This window comes from Pleionea sediminis, assembly GCF_007570825.1.
GTDB classification, from domain to species: domain Bacteria; phylum Pseudomonadota; class Gammaproteobacteria; order Enterobacterales; family Kangiellaceae; genus Pleionea; species Pleionea sediminis.
This window is the reverse complement of the sequence record NZ_SUNB01000002.1, coordinates 513,427-527,539: the sequence shown is the minus strand read 5'-3', so window position 1 is coordinate 527,539 and position 14,113 is coordinate 513,427. Positions and strand designations below refer to the sequence as shown.

Sequence of the window (14,113 nt, the reverse complement as noted above, 5' to 3'; positions counted from 1 at the left end):
TTTAATGAGCAGCGAGTATGCCGAACAATTTGGAAAAGTCGCAGTTTTACTCGGCGGAAATTCGGCTGAACGAGAGATATCTTTGCGCTCTGGGGAAGCCGTTCTGAAAGCGCTTTTATCGGAAGGGATTAATGCTTTTGCATTTGATCCTAAAGAAAATTCTATATCTGATTTAATTCAACAAAAAGTTGATCGTGCTTGGAATGCACTTCATGGTCGTGGAGGAGAAGACGGACAGTTTCAGGGTGTGTTAGAGACTTTAAACATTCCTTATACCGGTAGTAGCGTATTGGGATGTGCATTAGCAATGGATAAATGGCGCAGTAAAATGATTTGGAAAGCGATGGGATTGCCCGTTGCGGCCCATGTTTTAGTAACCAGTAAAGATAAGATGAATGACCAATTCTTAAGGCAAGTTTTTGGTAAGTTAGGTCCAATCTTATTTGTTAAACCATCGCATGAGGGTTCAAGTGTTGGTATGAGTAAAGTTGACTCTATAGAGAGTTTAATGGATGCCATTGAGCACGCCCGTGAGTTTGATAGTGAGGTGTTGGTTGAGTCATTTATTGAAGGCAAAGAGTATACCGTGTCTATTTTGAATGATGAGGCACTGCCGAGTATTTCTATGGAAACAACTCGAGATTTTTATGATTTCGAAGCTAAATATAACTCTAAAGACACTCAATACTTTTGTCCTAGTGGTTTGAATGAAGAAGAAGAAGTTTTGATTCAATCAATGGCGTTAACTGCATTTAATAGTTTGGGATGTAAAGGTTGGGGACGAGTGGACTTTATTCGAGATAACGCTACTCAGCAATTCAAGCTCTTGGAAGCGAATACCGTTCCAGGAATGACTGAGTCGAGTTTGGTTCCAAAAGCAGCTAAACAAAAAGGTATCAGTTTTAACCAATTGACAGTGGAAATATTAAAGACAAGTTTATGAGTGATAGAAAGCGTCGAATGGCGACCGTAAAAACGAATGATTCGAAAAAGGAAGGAGCAAAATGGCTTAAGGCTGTTGCTTTTTCTTTTTTAGGCATTTGTTTGTCGGTAGCTTCTTGGCGTTTTGCGGAACCTATTTCGGAGTGGTGGAGTAAGACCGTTAGCTCCGAGTCGCCGGTGAGTATGGATAAGACTCAACAGCTATCCCAAAAAGAAGACGTTCAGACGACTGATAGACAAACAGAGAACTGGAGAGTTGCTTTATTGAACTCTGCTGAATTTGTGTCAGAACAAGAGTTAGAAGTTTATTTGAAATCAAATGTTGAAAGTTCTTTCTTTACGTTGAGTATGGATGAAATAACACGTGTGATGATTGAACACCCTTGGGTGAAAAGTGTTTCTGCTCGAAAAATTTACCCAAATACTTTAATGCTATCAATAGAAGAGCATCAACCTTGGTTAAACTTAAATAATAAACAACTGATTAGTCAGGAAGGTATTATTTTTGAACCAACTAACATTAATAAGTTTGCTGAACTGCCTTTGCTATATGGCAAGTTTGGTGATTTGGAAGATTTACTATCGATGTATCATTTTTTCTCAGAGCAAATGCCAGAAAATGACTACCGTATTGTTCGTTTAGATTTTTCGGCACATCAAGGTTGGATTATGAAATTAGAAAATGGAATCCGACTGTATTTAGGCAAAAAAGATTTGCCAGAGAGACTCGAAAGATTTCTGTTAGTTGTAGAAAAGGCATCGACTCAAAATCATAAACATTTGGCTTACATCGATTTGCGTTACCAATCAGGTGTTGCTGTGGGCTGGGAAGATAACAAAAACGAACAAGTAGCTCACAATTAGTTCAGGGTGATATAGAGAGCGAATATGACAAGAGCACCAGAAAAAAAATTGATTGTTGGATTAGATATCGGAACATCTAAAGTTGTCGCTATTGTGGGCGAAGTTAATGCTAATGATCAAATTGATATTATTGGTATTGGCTCACATCCTTCTCGGGGATTAAAGAAAGGTGTTGTTGTCAATATTGAATCAACTGTGCAATCAATACAAAGAGCAGTAGAAGAAGCTGAGTTAATGGCTGGATGTCAAATACACTCTGTATTTACAGGTATTGCTGGTAGTCATATCAAAAGTATGAACTCTCACGGAATAGTTGCCATTCGTGATCAAGAAGTTAATGCTCAAGATGTTGAGAGGGTCATTGACGCTGCGAAAGCCGTGGCAATTCCCGCTGACCAGAAAATATTACATGTACTGCCACAAGAATTTGTTATTGATAATCAAGAAGGGATTCGTGAACCGATTGGAATGTCGGGGGTGCGCTTGGAGGCTAAAGTTCACATGGTGACGGGAGCGGTTAGTGCGGCCCAAAATATTGTTAAGTGTGTGCGTCGCTGTGGATTGGACACAGATGACATTATTTTAGAGCAGTTAGCATCGAGTTACTCAGTTCTAACTGAAGACGAAAAAGAACTGGGAGTCTGTTTAGTTGATATCGGTGGTGGAACAACAGATATTGCCATTTTCACTGAGGGTGCAATAAGACATACGGCCGTAATTCCAATTGCGGGTGATCAAGTTACGAACGATATCGCTGTTGCTTTAAGAACGCCAACACAACACGCTGAAGATATTAAAATTAAATACGCTTGCGCATTACGCCAATTAACTTCTTTAGAAGACACTATTGAAGTTCCTGGTGTTGGTGAACGAGCGCCTAGACGTTTGTCTCGTCAAACATTGGCTGAAGTAGTTGAGCCTCGTTACGAGGAGCTGTTTAATTTAATCCAGGCAGAATTGCGTCGTAGCGGATTTGAGGAAATTATTCCTGCGGGGATTGTTCTGACGGGAGGCTCTTCAAAAATGGAAGGGCTCATTGAATTGGCAGAAGAAGTATTTCATATGCCAGTCCGTTTAGGAATGCCGCAATATGTAAAAGGATTGTCGGATGTTGTTCGCAATCCAATTTATGCAACGGGTGTTGGATTGTTACTTTATGGACACCAGCAAACGAGAGATTTTCATTTCACGCCTCGAAAGTCGTCAGGAGTGATATCGGTTTTTGAGCGAATGAAAAGTTGGTTCAGCGGTTTTTAATCGTCTGAATTATTGAAGTTGAAGAAGAAGGGGAAATAACTATGCCTAATATGTTTGAACTGATAGATAACTGCCAGGATCGTGCAGTTATTAAAGTCATTGGCCTTGGAGGCGGAGGTGGCAACGCTGTCGAACACATGCTTGCTGCTAATATCGACGGTGTTGATTTTGTTTGCGCCAATACAGATGCGCAAGCATTAAGTAAATCAAATGCTAGAACATCCATCCAGTTGGGAGGCAGTATTACCAAAGGGTTGGGTGCTGGAGCTAATCCGGAAGTTGGCCGCCAAGCTGCTCTTGAAGATCGTGAGCGCATTCAGGAAGTGCTTAAAGACACTGATATGGTGTTCTTGACCGCCGGAATGGGTGGTGGAACAGGAACCGGTGCTGCGCCAGTTGTTGCTGAGATCGCGAAAGAAATGGGAATTCTTACTGTTGCTGTGGTGACAAAACCATTTTTCTTTGAGTTGAAAAAACGCATGAAAGTTGCAGAAGAAGGGATTGAAGAGTTGCGACGCCATGTAGACTCTTTAATAATTGTGCCGAATGACAAAGTGTTATCTGTATTAAAGGGTAAAGCACTGACAGAAGCATTTCGTGCGGCAAATGACGTATTGCACGGTGCTGTGCAAGGGATCGCTGAGTTAATCACACGACCTGGCTTAATAAATGTCGATTTCGCAGATGTTCGCACAGTTATGTCAGAGAAAGGTATGGCAATGATGGGAACTGGAATTGCTTCTGGTGAAAACCGTGCGAAAATCGCCGCAGAAACTGCTGTTGCTAGTCCTTTGCTTGAAGATGTTGACTTGTCGGGTGCTCGAGGAATATTGGTCAACATTACTTGTGGCGAAGATATGAACATTGATGAATTCGCTGAAGTTGGAAGTATTGTTCAAGATTTTGCTTCAGAAGAAGCGACGGTTGTTGTAGGAACTGCTATTGATCCTGAACTTAATGATGAATTGAGGGTCACAGTGGTGGCTACAGGGCTTCTGGCTAAAGGTGAGCAACCTGTAAAACTGGTGTCTAAGACTGAAGAAAATCTGAAACCAGATGGGTCAACTGACTATCAGAAGCTGGATCGCCCAACCGTAATTCGTCAACAAAATGGAGGAGAGACGAAAAACGCTGCGGGTAGTGATATGGATTATCTTGATATTCCGGCATTTTTGAGAAAGCAGGCCGATTAAGCTTCTGTTCAGATAACGTTAATTATTGTTGTCTAGTGTACAAACACTGAGCAGGTGCCCCCCTTCTGTGCCTGCTTATGTGGTCGTGTAGTACTATTGTGCTGAAAAAGCTTTGATTGAGCTTAGAAATGATCGAAAATACGGCTCAAATGGACTCAAAGTCGTGTCAAAAAAGCGAAAATTTGATAATTTTCGCACTTTGAGTAAAAAATGTACTACTAAAGTTTCAAACGTGTTTGAGTTCTGGTACGATGTGTGCCCTTCATGGATGGTATGTCGGAGTGGAGCTCCTCAGAAACACAGTTATTGGAGTGATAGCTTAATGATTAGACAGCGTACTTTACGTACTGCCATTCGAGCTACTGGTGTTGGTTTGCACACTGGTGAAAAAGTTTATTTGACTCTTCGTCCTGCCCCTGTTGATACCGGAATTGTATTTCGTCGTGTTGATTTAGAGCCTGTCGTTGAGATTGCTGCTGCACCAGAGAATGTGGGTGACACTACCCTCTCTACCTGTCTTATAAAAGATGATGTGAGAATTTCAACCGTTGAGCATTTGCTTGCTGCGATGGCTGGCCTTGGTGTTGATAATGCTTATATCGATGTTTCTGCACCTGAAGTACCCATTATGGATGGTAGTTCGGGTCCTTTCGTGTTTTTATTGCAGTCTGCCGGTATTGAAGAGCAGAGCAAAGCTAAAAAGTTTATTCGAATTAAGAAAAAAGTGGTTGTTGAAGATGGTGATAAGAAAGCCGTTTTCGAGCCATTCGATGGTTTTAAAGTTTCTTTTACGATTGATTTTGATCACCCTGTATTCAAAGACCGATCGCAAACATCAGTTATCGACTTTTCTAGCACGTCATTTGTTAAAGAAGTAAGTCGAGCGCGAACCTTTGGTTTTATGAATGATATTGAATATCTTCGTTCTAAAAACCTGGCGCAAGGCGGAAGTTTAGAGAATGCGATTGTTCTGGATGATTATCGGATTTTGAATGAAGACGGTCTTCGTTATGAAGATGAATTCGTAAAACATAAGATTTTAGACGCAATTGGTGATTTGTATTTGTTGGGCAATAGCTTAGTTGGTTCATTTTCAGGATTTAAATCAGGGCACGCTCTCAATAATAAGTTATTGCGAACTTTGATTTCTGATTCGGAAGCGTGGGAGACTGTAACGTTTGAAGATGCAACAGCAGCTCCGATATCGTACATTATGAATCCCATTTTATCAGTCTAGATATCCCTGATTTTCTAAGGCGCCAAAGCTTCTGCTTTGGCGTTTTTGTATAGTAGCGTAGGTAAAATTTGTTATTTCTGTGGCTTTTCGGAAATGATGACGTCTATCGCCTGAAGGCCAGCGAATCCTTCGGCTCTTAAGTTCGATAGTAGATTCGGAAGTTCAAATTTTAAGCGTGTTGCCCATGAGCTGGAGTCGGCTGCAATGACTATACGGTTATCCCGATAGTTGGCAACACGACAATGAGGTGTAAGATTTTTATTCAATTTTGCTTTAACTATCTGGTCTAACTGTTTGATTTTTGCTAAATTGTCTAAAATATATCTTAGTGAACCCTCGGCTTTATCCGATATTGAGGTCAATGATTCGGGTGAAGGTTTTTTCATACGTCCTCTAAGTTGTTGGATGTAGGGGGATTTTCGTTCCAAATATTAATAATAACAAAAAGAACACTAACTCTACCACGTTAGAAGTTAGCCAATAGATTAGGGTATTGGATCAATGAGTTTTACGATATTACAGCGTTCTCGACACGGGATTCGCAGTTTAAAGGTCACCAAGCTTGGCATTTTTATGCTAGTCGCTTTTGCACTTGCTTTACCGGTCATTACTGCTATCAGCGGTTATCAACTTGCAAAGTATCAAGGGCATATCGCTGATGTTGACCAGTCGACTATTGAAAACTGGCGTTTACAACTGGTGGAGCAAAAGTCAGAAGTTGAGCGAGCGAAAGAGTTATCTCAAAAGCAAATTAATGCTTTGACCGCGAGGTTAGGTATTTTGCAAGCTCACGTAAGAAGACTGGATGCTGCTGGCTCTCGCGTGGCCAATATTGCTGGTTTGGATGCAAAAGAATTTGATTTCTCGGTTCCTCCTGCTTTGGGTGGGCCTGAAGAGTTTGATGAAAACCTAAACTCGAGCAGTAGCGATGAGTTTTTTGCGATGCTGGACGAGATAAGCAAGCAATTATTGAGTCGTGAACAGCAATTATCTGCTCTCGAATCATTGATTTTAGATAAGCAAATCGGCGTTGAGCGATATATTTCTGGCCGACCAATTGCCAAAGGTTGGATGTCATCATTTTATGGTCGTCGAACTGATCCTTTTACAGGGCGACCTGCGTGGCATGCTGGATTAGATTTTGCAGGAAAAGAGGGCTCTTCTGTGCTTAGTACCGCGGCTGGAGTGGTTTCTTTTGTTGGTGATCGTTATGGCTATGGTTTGTTAATTGAAATAAGTCATGGTGATGGTTATGTCACTCGCTATGGACACAATAAAGAAGCACTAGTTGAAGTTGGTCAAGTTATTGGAAAACATGAGCCGATTGCTAAAATGGGTAACTCCGGTCGTTCGACAGGAGCACACGTTCATTATGAGATTTTAAAGGATGGGCGCCAGATTAATCCACTTCGTTATGTAAATCGACGCAGTAAATCCTAGTTTTATCTATTCTTATTAAGTAAATTCTAAACAGCTGACCTTAAAGGTCGGCTGTTTGCATTTTTACACCTTGTAATTTTATATTTAATCCCAATTAAACCTCTTTGCCGTGTGGGAAACGCGTTTTATAGGTGTCTGTAATAATGTACAATGCATCGCTTGGCACTAAGATAAAAACGACCAATTAAAAAAGAGAAAGTCATGTTCGGACAATTTTTAACCAAGATTTTTGGTAGTCGTAATCAACGAATTCTTAAACGTTTACAAAAACGTGTTGAAGCGATTAATGCCTTTGAAGCTGATCTTGAGAAGCTTGATGATCAGTCGTTAAAAGCCAAGTCTGAAAATTTTAAGCAGCGTCTCTCTCAAGGCGAAACCCTAGATGATATTCTGGAAGAAGCATTTGCAGTTGCTCGTGAAGCAGGTAAGCGAGTTATGGGCATGCGTCATTTCGACGTTCAGCTGATTGGCGGGATGGTGTTGCACGAAGGCAAAATTTCTGAGATGCGAACCGGTGAAGGTAAAACCTTAGTGGCGACTTTGCCTGCTTATTTAAATGCATTGACTGGGAAAGGCGTTCATGTCATCACAGTTAATGATTATCTGGCGCAACGTGATGCCGATTGGATGCGTCCTTTATATGAATTCCTCGGTTTGACAGTCGGTTGCGCTTTGTCGGGACAATCTCCAGACGTTAAAAAGCACGCATATGAATGCGATATTACTTATGGGACGAATAATGAATTTGGATTTGACTATTTGCGAGACAATATGGCCTTTAGTCTTGAAGATAAAGTCCAAAGAGAACTCAATTTTGCAATTGTCGATGAAGTAGATTCCATTTTAATTGACGAAGCTCGAACTCCGCTTATTATTTCTGGTGCGCTCGAAGATTCTTCTGCTCTTTACAAAAAAATGAACACCTTAATTCCAAAGCTTAAACAACAAATTGTTAGCGGCGAAGATGATAGTGAGGTAATCGAAGAAGAGGGTGATTACACGATCGATGAAAAATCGAAGCAAGTTCATTTTACAGAGCAAGGTCAAGAGCGTGTTGAGCAACTTTTAACGGAGTCTGGTTTGTTACCGGAAGGTCAGACTCTTTATTCTGCTCAAAGCATTTCACTTTTGCATCATGTTAATGCTGCTTTGCGTGCCCATACTCTTTTCAAGCCAGATGTCGACTACATTATTCAAAATGATGAAATAGTGATTGTTGATGAACATACGGGACGAACAATGCCTGGCCGTCGATGGTCAGAAGGATTACATCAAGCAATTGAAGCAAAAGAAGGCGTGAAGATTCAAAATGAAAATCAAACGTTGGCGTCAATTACTTTCCAAAATTACTTCCGAATTTACGATAAGCTTTCTGGCATGACGGGAACGGCAGATACAGAGGCTTTTGAGTTGCAGCAAATTTATGGTTTAGAAGTCGTCGTTATACCAACGAATAAACCAATGGTTCGTAACGATATGCCCGATCTTGTGTTTTTAACTCGGGATGCAAAGTATAAAGCCTTAATTGAACAGATTGAGGAGTGCCGAGAAAAAGGTCAGCCAGTATTGGTAGGAACCGCTTCTATTGAAACTTCGGAATTACTGTCGAATGTTCTAAAGAAAAAGAAAATTGATCACAAAGTTTTGAATGCGAAGTTTCATGAGCAAGAAGCAGAAATTATCGCTGATGCAGGCCGACCAGGTGTCGTTACGATAGCAACTAATATGGCTGGTCGAGGTACCGATATCGTATTGGGTGGTAATTTAAAGTCAGAAATAGAAGCTTTAAAAGAAAAGCTATCCGATAAATCAGAAGAACAAGTTGCAGAAAAAATTGAGGCTCTCGAAAAAGAATGGAAAGTACGCCACGATAAAGTTCTTGAGGCTGGAGGGTTAGCAATACTTGGTTCTGAGCGTCATGAGTCACGACGAATTGATAATCAGTTGCGTGGTCGAGCGGGACGTCAAGGCGACCCTGGATTGAGTCGCTTTTTCCTCTCTTTAGATGATGACTTAATGAGAATTTTTGCACCAGAACGTATGGTCAATATGCTGCGAAGATTAGGCTGGGAAGAAGAAGAAGCAATAGAGCATAAAATGGTTACGCGAGCGATCGAAAATGCGCAGCGAAAAGTTGAGGCTCGAAACTTTGAAATTCGTAAACAGTTGCTCGAGTACGACGATGTTGCAAATGATCAGCGAAAAGTTATTTATGAGCAACGTCATGAATTAATGTCGACTGATGACATTTCCAGTACCATAGATGCAATTCGATTTGATGTATTAAATAATGAAATAAGTACTTATGTTCCGCCACAAAGCATCGATAGTATGTGGGATATTCAAGGGTTAGAAGATCAATTCAAAAATGAGTATATGATAGAGCTGCCAGTTAAAAAGTGGCTTGAAGAAGATGAAGAGCTTCACGAAGAAAAATTACGAACTAAAATTATTAATGCAGTTAAAGAAAACTATGAAAGCAAGGAGCAAACTGTTGGTGCTGAAACTTTAAGAGTATTTGAAAAGTCAGTCATGCTTCAAGCTGTTGACTCTCATTGGAGAGAGCATCTGGCTGCAATGGATCATTTACGGCAAGGAATTCATCTACGTGGATATGCACAAAAAAATCCTAAACAAGAGTATAAAAGAGAGGCATTCGAGCTTTTCACAGAAATGTTGGACTCTATAAAGCACGAAGTTGTTAGTATTTTATCCAAAGTACAAGTTAGATCCGAAGAGGATGCTGCAGCGGTTGAGGAACAGCGACGTCGAGAAGCTGAAGCTAAACGCTTAAACTTCCAACATCAGCAAGCGAATGCGATGGGACAAGAAACTTCGTCTAACGATCAATCACAACAACCAGCGACTCCATTTGTTCGAGAAGGAGTCAAAGTTGGACGTAACGATCCATGTCCTTGTGGCTCTGGTAAGAAGTATAAGCAATGTCACGGAAGATTAAATTAGACTAATAATAAAACTGGCCAGTCTTAAGCTGGCCGGTTTTATTCTAAAATAGCTATTATGATTAAAGTTGTCGCCGCAATTATTACTGCTGATGATAAAGTTCTTTTATCAAAGCGTCCAAAAAGCAAACATCAAGGCAATAAGTGGGAATTTCCTGGTGGAAAAGTCGATTCAGGTGAAACATTTGTAGAAGCCCTTATGCGCGAATGTAAAGAAGAGTTAGGGATTTCAATTCAAGAACCTCTATTATTTGACTCGATTAAACATCATTACACAGATAAATCTGTAGAACTGCATTTTTATTCTGTGCGATCTTTTGACGGAAGTCCCAGAGGAATGGAAGGCCAAGAAGTACAATGGTTTTCTATTTTGGAAATTGAAAGATTGGAGTTTCCAGAAGCAAACAAGGCAATCGTCACTAAACTATTGAATGAGTTTATTAATTGACATTTATTTCATGTAATTAAGTTTCGCACGTCTCACTAAACAATTTTAATGCGTATCAGGTGATGTCGGAACTTTTTCTCCTGGAATTTTATGGTTTTCTTCAGCCCACTCTCCAAGGTCGATAAGTTTACAACGTTCACTACAAAAAGGTTTAAAAGGAAAGTTATCATTCCAGGCAACAGACTTTTTACAATTCGGACAGCTTACAACTAAATCTTTCTTCATAATCTTATAACGACTCTTTCCATCCACAAGTTGCATACTTGAAGTTGACGGCCTTTCGGCATTTTAGTTTTGTTAGTTTATCATCTAGATAATAGAAGTGTATGGAAATTCGATGCTTTCCTGCGCTTACCTCTGGAAAAACAGTGTCATGCTTTGATAGTCTGATTCTGAGAAGTGTATTTCCAGGATTAGGTTTCTCTATTAAAAAGTCGCCCATCGGCGCACTGCCTGTTTCAAAAGAGGATAATTCTCTAGTTAATCTTAGAATTACAGAAACGCTCGTTTTAAGTCCTTCAAATGAGTGATACCACTCTTCGATATATGATTTTGCTTTGTCTGCAGAAAGACGACAAAAACGAGAAAGCTCAGGGGAGTCGCATGAAGATACACCAGTATGCAAACTCTGCTTAGTTAAAATATTTTTTATTAGTGGCTGCTGTCTTAAGTCATCGCCTAGTCTACCACGATAATTAATAGCCCATTGATGGAGCTTTGCGAGCTGTTCTAAAAAATTTTCTAACTTTGTTACATCAACAGCGGGATTTGATTTTAATTTTTCATACTGGTGTGTTTGGGCCTCAAGCTCACGAATCAGTTCCGTTTTCATGTCGATGCGACTTAGATATTCAAGCAAATTTACAATACACAATAAACTAGCTTCATTAGATGCTTCTGTATTTAAACGAATTAACCGTTCAAAATGGGAGAAAGTATTTTCAAGCCTCAATAATTGTCGATAATTTTGGCTGAGTGGAAACTCAAAGTAATGATAATTATCAACCATTTTCAGATAGTACTCGATATTTTTGGTGTAGTGTTGAAACTGCTTTTTTTAAATTATCTAATGAATGAGAGTTATCAATAATATCATCAGCATGAGATAGGCGATAATCTCTAGAAACCTGTTTCTTTATTATAGATTCTACCAGCTCCCGATTACAACCATCTCGATCCATTACACGTTGTTGCTGTATCGCTTCAGGCACGTCTACAACTAATATTCTATCAACTAAGCCTTCCAGTTTATTTTCGAAGAGTAAAGGAATATCCAGTATTACGTAATGACTTTTAGAAGACTGTACCTTGGTTTCAATTATTGCTCGAATTTTTGGATGTAAACATTGATTTAGCCAATTCAAATCGCTTGAGTTATTGAATACCTGTACTTTTAGTTTTTCCCGGTTGAGTTCACCAGAATCAAGAATTAAATCGCTCCCAAATCGATCTTCAATTTCCTTAAGAGCCTGAGATCCTTTTGCGACAACGTCCCTTGCGATTTTATCGGCGTCTATGACATCAATATTTTTAAGGCGGAATAGATTGGATACAGTGGATTTTCCACTGCCAATACCGCCGGTTAATCCGACTTTAAACATCCTGGTTTTATTGAACTCCCATTGCTGAGAAGTAGTTTTTAATAATATCGTTGCCCCAAAATATAGTAATCCATCCAGCGATCGCTAAATAAGGCCCAAAAGGAATTTGAGTATCACGATCGCTGAACTTTAATAGCATCATAGTTATACCTAAAATGGCTCCAACTCCAGCAGACATGATAATAACCATTAACAGTTGTTTGTAGCCAACAAAGGCACCCAGTGCAGCAAGTAATTTAAAGTCGCCATGACCCATGCCTTCTTTTCCTGTTATTAATTTAAAAATCCAGTAGAAAATCCAAAGTGATAAGTATCCACCTAAAGCTCCATAAATGGACTCATGAAGATCGATTGTGAGATTCAAACTTGCTGAAACAAGTCCAAGCCATAACAAAAAATAATTTAAAGGGTCTGGTAGTATTTTATGATCAATATCGATAAATGTTTGGATAATAAGCAATGCAGTAACACATAAATAGATTAATGTTTGCCAAGAAACTCCAAAACGAAATGCAATGTAGGTAAAAGCAACCCCTGTTATTATTTCAATAAATGGATATCTTAAGCTTATCTTTTTTGAACACTGAGAACACCTTCCTTTCTGCACTATATAACTAATTACAGGTATATTTTCCCACGCTCTGATAAGATGATTACAGTGTGGACACTTCGATCTCGGAGTAACAATGCCATATTTTAAATCTCTTAGTCTTTTATCATTGGGTGCTCCACTAACTTGAAATCCTTTTTCTAAGAGGATTTCTTTCGCGAGTAGACACCATTCGCGATATAACATAGTTGGATAGCGATAAATCACAACATTTAAAAAACTGCCGACCATAAGGCCGGCGATTGATAGTGCTATTATGAAAGCTGTTGGAGTATCAACAAAAAATTTTATTATTTCCATTTACACGACCGATGCTAACTTGAATATTGGTAAGTACATTGCGATGATAAGGCCACCTACTAGTACCCCGAGAACGGCCATGATAATAGGTTCAAGTAAAGCACTTAATCCATCTACTAAGTCATCGACTTCTTGTTCATAAATATCTGCTACTTTTGTAAGCATATGATCTATAGCACCGGACTCTTCTCCAATAGCGACCATTTGGTTTACCATTCCTGGAAAAAGTGCTGAGTTAGTCATTGAAAGATTCAGCTGCATACCGGTTGTCACTTCGTCTCGTATTTTTAATAAACCACTACGATATACATAATTACCCGAAGCGCCCGCCGCCGACTCTAGTGCTTCTACTAAAGGTACTCCTGCAGCAAATGTTGTTGATAGAGTTCTAGCAAATCTCGCGACTGCGGCTTTATTTAATATGACTCCGACAACGGGTAGCTTAAGTATGGCTTTATCCAGATTATTTCTAAAATTTTCCGATGTCTTTTTTAGTTGTTTAAATGCAACAGTAAATAGCACAATACCAATTAGAATAATCCACCAGTTAGAGCTAAGCCATTTAGACATATTGATAACCATTTGCGTAAATGCTGGAAGTTCAGCCCCAAACCCGGCGAACATTTCTTCAAAAGTTGGTACTACGAAGAGAAGCAAAATTGAAGTTACGATAATTGCCGCAATAATTACTGCGGTCGGGTAAAAAAGAGCTTTCTTTATTTTTGATTTTAATGCTTCAGTTTTTTCTTTGTATGTGGCTATTCGGTCAAGCATTTCTTCAAGCGCTCCAGACTGCTCTCCTGCAGAAACAAGATCACAAAAAAGATCATCGAAATATTGAGGCTGTTTCTTTAATGCTTCTCCCATTGAGGAGCCGGCCTCAATATCTGTTTTGATTGCGAAAACTAAGTCTGAAACAGATGGGTTTTCATGCCCTTTTCCGATAATTTCAAATGACTGAACTAGGGGAACGCCCGCTTTCATCATAGTTGCGAGCTGTCTTGACATAATAGCTATATCTACAGGTTTAATTGGCTTTTTGCGTGCTCCTCCAAACAGAGGTTCCGCTTTTTTGGCAACCTTTCGAGGGATTACTCCCTGTTTTCTTAACTGTGCTTTTGCCAATGCAAGAGAGTCTGCTACCACTTCTCCAGAAATTTTATTACCTTTTTTGTCGACCCCAGAGTAACTAAAAGTCGAAATCTTAGCCGGTTTTTGTCTTTGGGCTTTTGCTGCTGGTTTCGTTGCTACCGCCATA

Annotated in this window: 14 protein-coding genes; 8 read left to right on the top strand and 6 right to left on the bottom strand. The window is 39.7% G+C overall.

Annotation, left to right across the window (positions count from 1 at the left end; genetic code table 11):
- Positions 1-4 precede the first annotated feature (4 nt).
- The 5 genes from FAX86_RS12215 to lpxC all read left to right on the top strand — a co-directional run bounded on the left by FAX86_RS12215 (position 5) and on the right by lpxC (position 5,493).
- Entirely contained in the window at positions 5-943 is a 939-nt protein-coding gene (locus tag FAX86_RS12215; protein ID WP_144393693.1) for a D-alanine--D-alanine ligase, read from the top strand.
- Positions 940-1,806, top strand: a complete 867-nt coding sequence (locus FAX86_RS12210; RefSeq protein ID WP_144393692.1) for a cell division protein FtsQ/DivIB — start codon at positions 940-942, stop codon at positions 1,804-1,806. The genes FAX86_RS12215 and FAX86_RS12210 overlap by 4 nt, the downstream gene beginning before the upstream one ends.
- Before the next feature lie 24 nt (positions 1,807-1,830).
- Positions 1,831-3,063, top strand: a complete 1,233-nt coding sequence (gene ftsA, locus FAX86_RS12205) for a cell division protein FtsA (protein WP_144393691.1) — start codon at positions 1,831-1,833, stop codon at positions 3,061-3,063.
- A 50-nt stretch (positions 3,064-3,113) separates the two neighbouring features.
- A complete protein-coding gene (gene ftsZ / locus FAX86_RS12200) occupies positions 3,114-4,256 on the top strand; it encodes a cell division protein FtsZ (RefSeq protein WP_144394038.1) in 1,143 nt (380 codons plus the stop codon).
- 322 nt (positions 4,257-4,578) lie between these two features.
- Positions 4,579-5,493: a UDP-3-O-acyl-N-acetylglucosamine deacetylase gene (lpxC, locus tag FAX86_RS12195; protein WP_144393690.1), complete on the top strand. Its 915-nt coding sequence runs from the start codon at positions 4,579-4,581 to the stop codon at positions 5,491-5,493.
- Between the two features lie 71 nt (positions 5,494-5,564).
- Here lpxC and FAX86_RS12190 read toward each other — a convergent pair whose 3' ends face one another.
- On the bottom strand, positions 5,565-5,879 hold the full coding sequence (locus FAX86_RS12190) for a DciA family protein (protein WP_144393689.1): 315 nt from the start codon (positions 5,877-5,879) through the stop codon (positions 5,565-5,567).
- Positions 5,880-5,994: 115 nt separating this feature from the next.
- Between FAX86_RS12190 and FAX86_RS12185 the strand changes: the two genes are divergently transcribed.
- The 3 genes from FAX86_RS12185 (at position 5,995) to mutT (ending at position 10,344) form a co-directional block, all read left to right on the top strand.
- Entirely contained in the window at positions 5,995-6,933 is a 939-nt protein-coding gene (locus FAX86_RS12185) for a M23 family metallopeptidase (RefSeq protein ID WP_144393688.1), read from the top strand.
- Positions 6,934-7,134: 201 nt separating this feature from the next.
- On the top strand, positions 7,135-9,897 hold the full coding sequence (gene secA / locus FAX86_RS12180) for a preprotein translocase subunit SecA (protein ID WP_144393687.1): 2,763 nt from the start codon (positions 7,135-7,137) through the stop codon (positions 9,895-9,897).
- A gap of 57 nt (positions 9,898-9,954) precedes the next feature.
- Complete coding sequence (mutT, locus tag FAX86_RS12175; RefSeq protein ID WP_205859189.1) at positions 9,955-10,344, top strand: 8-oxo-dGTP diphosphatase MutT; 390 nt, start codon at positions 9,955-9,957, stop codon at positions 10,342-10,344.
- A 45-nt stretch (positions 10,345-10,389) separates the two neighbouring features.
- On the opposite strand, the gene yacG is transcribed toward mutT, so the two are convergent.
- Genes yacG through FAX86_RS12150 form a run of 5 tightly spaced genes read right to left on the bottom strand, consistent with a single transcriptional unit; the run spans position 10,390 to position 14,112 of the window.
- Positions 10,390-10,569 (bottom strand): DNA gyrase inhibitor YacG, encoded by a 180-nt coding sequence (yacG, locus tag FAX86_RS12170; RefSeq protein WP_144393685.1) that lies wholly within the window; start codon positions 10,567-10,569, stop codon positions 10,390-10,392.
- A 4-nt stretch (positions 10,570-10,573) separates the two neighbouring features.
- On the bottom strand, positions 10,574-11,353 hold the full coding sequence (gene zapD, locus FAX86_RS12165; protein WP_144393684.1) for a cell division protein ZapD: 780 nt from the start codon (positions 11,351-11,353) through the stop codon (positions 10,574-10,576).
- Positions 11,346-11,945 carry a dephospho-CoA kinase gene (gene coaE / locus FAX86_RS12160; RefSeq protein WP_144393683.1) on the bottom strand — a complete coding sequence of 200 codons (600 nt, stop codon included), beginning with the start codon at positions 11,943-11,945 and terminating at the stop codon, positions 11,346-11,348. Before coaE ends, zapD begins: the two co-directional genes overlap by 8 nt.
- A gap of 7 nt (positions 11,946-11,952) precedes the next feature.
- Positions 11,953-12,855 (bottom strand): prepilin peptidase, encoded by a 903-nt coding sequence (locus FAX86_RS12155; RefSeq protein ID WP_144393682.1) that lies wholly within the window; start codon positions 12,853-12,855, stop codon positions 11,953-11,955.
- Positions 12,856-14,112, bottom strand: coding sequence for a type II secretion system F family protein (locus FAX86_RS12150; protein ID WP_144393681.1), 1,257 nt, complete (start codon positions 14,110-14,112; stop codon positions 12,856-12,858). It lies immediately after the preceding gene.
- Position 14,113 lies beyond the last annotated feature (1 nt).

Excerpts from the sequence above, each read along its gene's own strand:
- FAX86_RS12215 (WP_144393693.1), top strand. The coding sequence starts at position 5 with ATGAGCAGCGAGTATGCCGAACAATTTGGAAAAGTCGCAGTTTTACTC.
- FAX86_RS12210 (WP_144393692.1), top strand. The coding sequence starts at position 940 with ATGAGTGATAGAAAGCGTCGAATGGCGACCGTAAAAACGAATGATTCG.
- ftsA (WP_144393691.1), top strand. The coding sequence starts at position 1,831 with ATGACAAGAGCACCAGAAAAAAAATTGATTGTTGGATTAGATATCGGA.
- ftsZ (WP_144394038.1), top strand. The coding sequence starts at position 3,114 with ATGTTTGAACTGATAGATAACTGCCAGGATCGTGCAGTTATTAAAGTC.
- lpxC (WP_144393690.1), top strand. The coding sequence starts at position 4,579 with ATGATTAGACAGCGTACTTTACGTACTGCCATTCGAGCTACTGGTGTT.
- FAX86_RS12190 (WP_144393689.1), bottom strand. The coding sequence starts at position 5,879 with ATGAAAAAACCTTCACCCGAATCATTGACCTCAATATCGGATAAAGCC.
- FAX86_RS12185 (WP_144393688.1), top strand. The coding sequence starts at position 5,995 with ATGAGTTTTACGATATTACAGCGTTCTCGACACGGGATTCGCAGTTTA.
- secA (WP_144393687.1), top strand. The coding sequence starts at position 7,135 with ATGTTCGGACAATTTTTAACCAAGATTTTTGGTAGTCGTAATCAACGA.
- mutT (WP_205859189.1), top strand. The coding sequence starts at position 9,955 with ATGATTAAAGTTGTCGCCGCAATTATTACTGCTGATGATAAAGTTCTT.
- yacG (WP_144393685.1), bottom strand. The coding sequence starts at position 10,569 with ATGAAGAAAGATTTAGTTGTAAGCTGTCCGAATTGTAAAAAGTCTGTT.
- zapD (WP_144393684.1), bottom strand. The coding sequence starts at position 11,353 with ATGGTTGATAATTATCATTACTTTGAGTTTCCACTCAGCCAAAATTAT.
- coaE (WP_144393683.1), bottom strand. The coding sequence starts at position 11,945 with ATGTTTAAAGTCGGATTAACCGGCGGTATTGGCAGTGGAAAATCCACT.
- FAX86_RS12155 (WP_144393682.1), bottom strand. The coding sequence starts at position 12,855 with ATGGAAATAATAAAATTTTTTGTTGATACTCCAACAGCTTTCATAATA.
- FAX86_RS12150 (WP_144393681.1), bottom strand. The coding sequence starts at position 14,112 with ATGGCGGTAGCAACGAAACCAGCAGCAAAAGCCCAAAGACAAAAACCG.